Genomic DNA, 302 nt, shown 5'->3' on the forward strand with positions numbered 1-302 from the left:
CGGTTGCGGATCCGCCTTCCCCGCCGCCGTCAGCTTCGCTTCCAGCGCCTCTCGGTTCGGCAAACGCTCGCCGTTCCACATCACCGCGCTGTCCGGCGTGATGTCGATCTGCACCACCACCGGCTTCGCCTGCTGCTTCGACGGCGTGTTCACCGGCATGTCCAGCTTCACCGCATGCGTCTGGATCGGAATCGTGATGATCAGCATGATCAGCATCACCAACATCACGTCGATCAGCGGCGTGGTGTTGATTTCCATCATCAGGTCGTCTTCGCCCGACGACCCCACGTTCATCGCCATGC

Annotated in this window: 1 protein-coding gene; it reads right to left on the reverse strand. The window is 61.9% G+C overall.

Annotated features, from left to right (window positions below):
* A partial coding sequence (locus tag JHD59_RS23415; RefSeq protein WP_233164490.1) for a biopolymer transporter ExbD occupies window positions 1-294 on the reverse strand: 294 nt, incomplete at its 3' end.
* Window positions 295-302 lie beyond the last annotated feature (8 nt).

The sequence above is a fragment of the Chromobacterium sp. ASV23 genome, assembly GCF_016428945.1.
Taxonomy (GTDB): Bacteria; Pseudomonadota; Gammaproteobacteria; order Burkholderiales; family Chromobacteriaceae; genus Chromobacterium; species Chromobacterium sinusclupearum.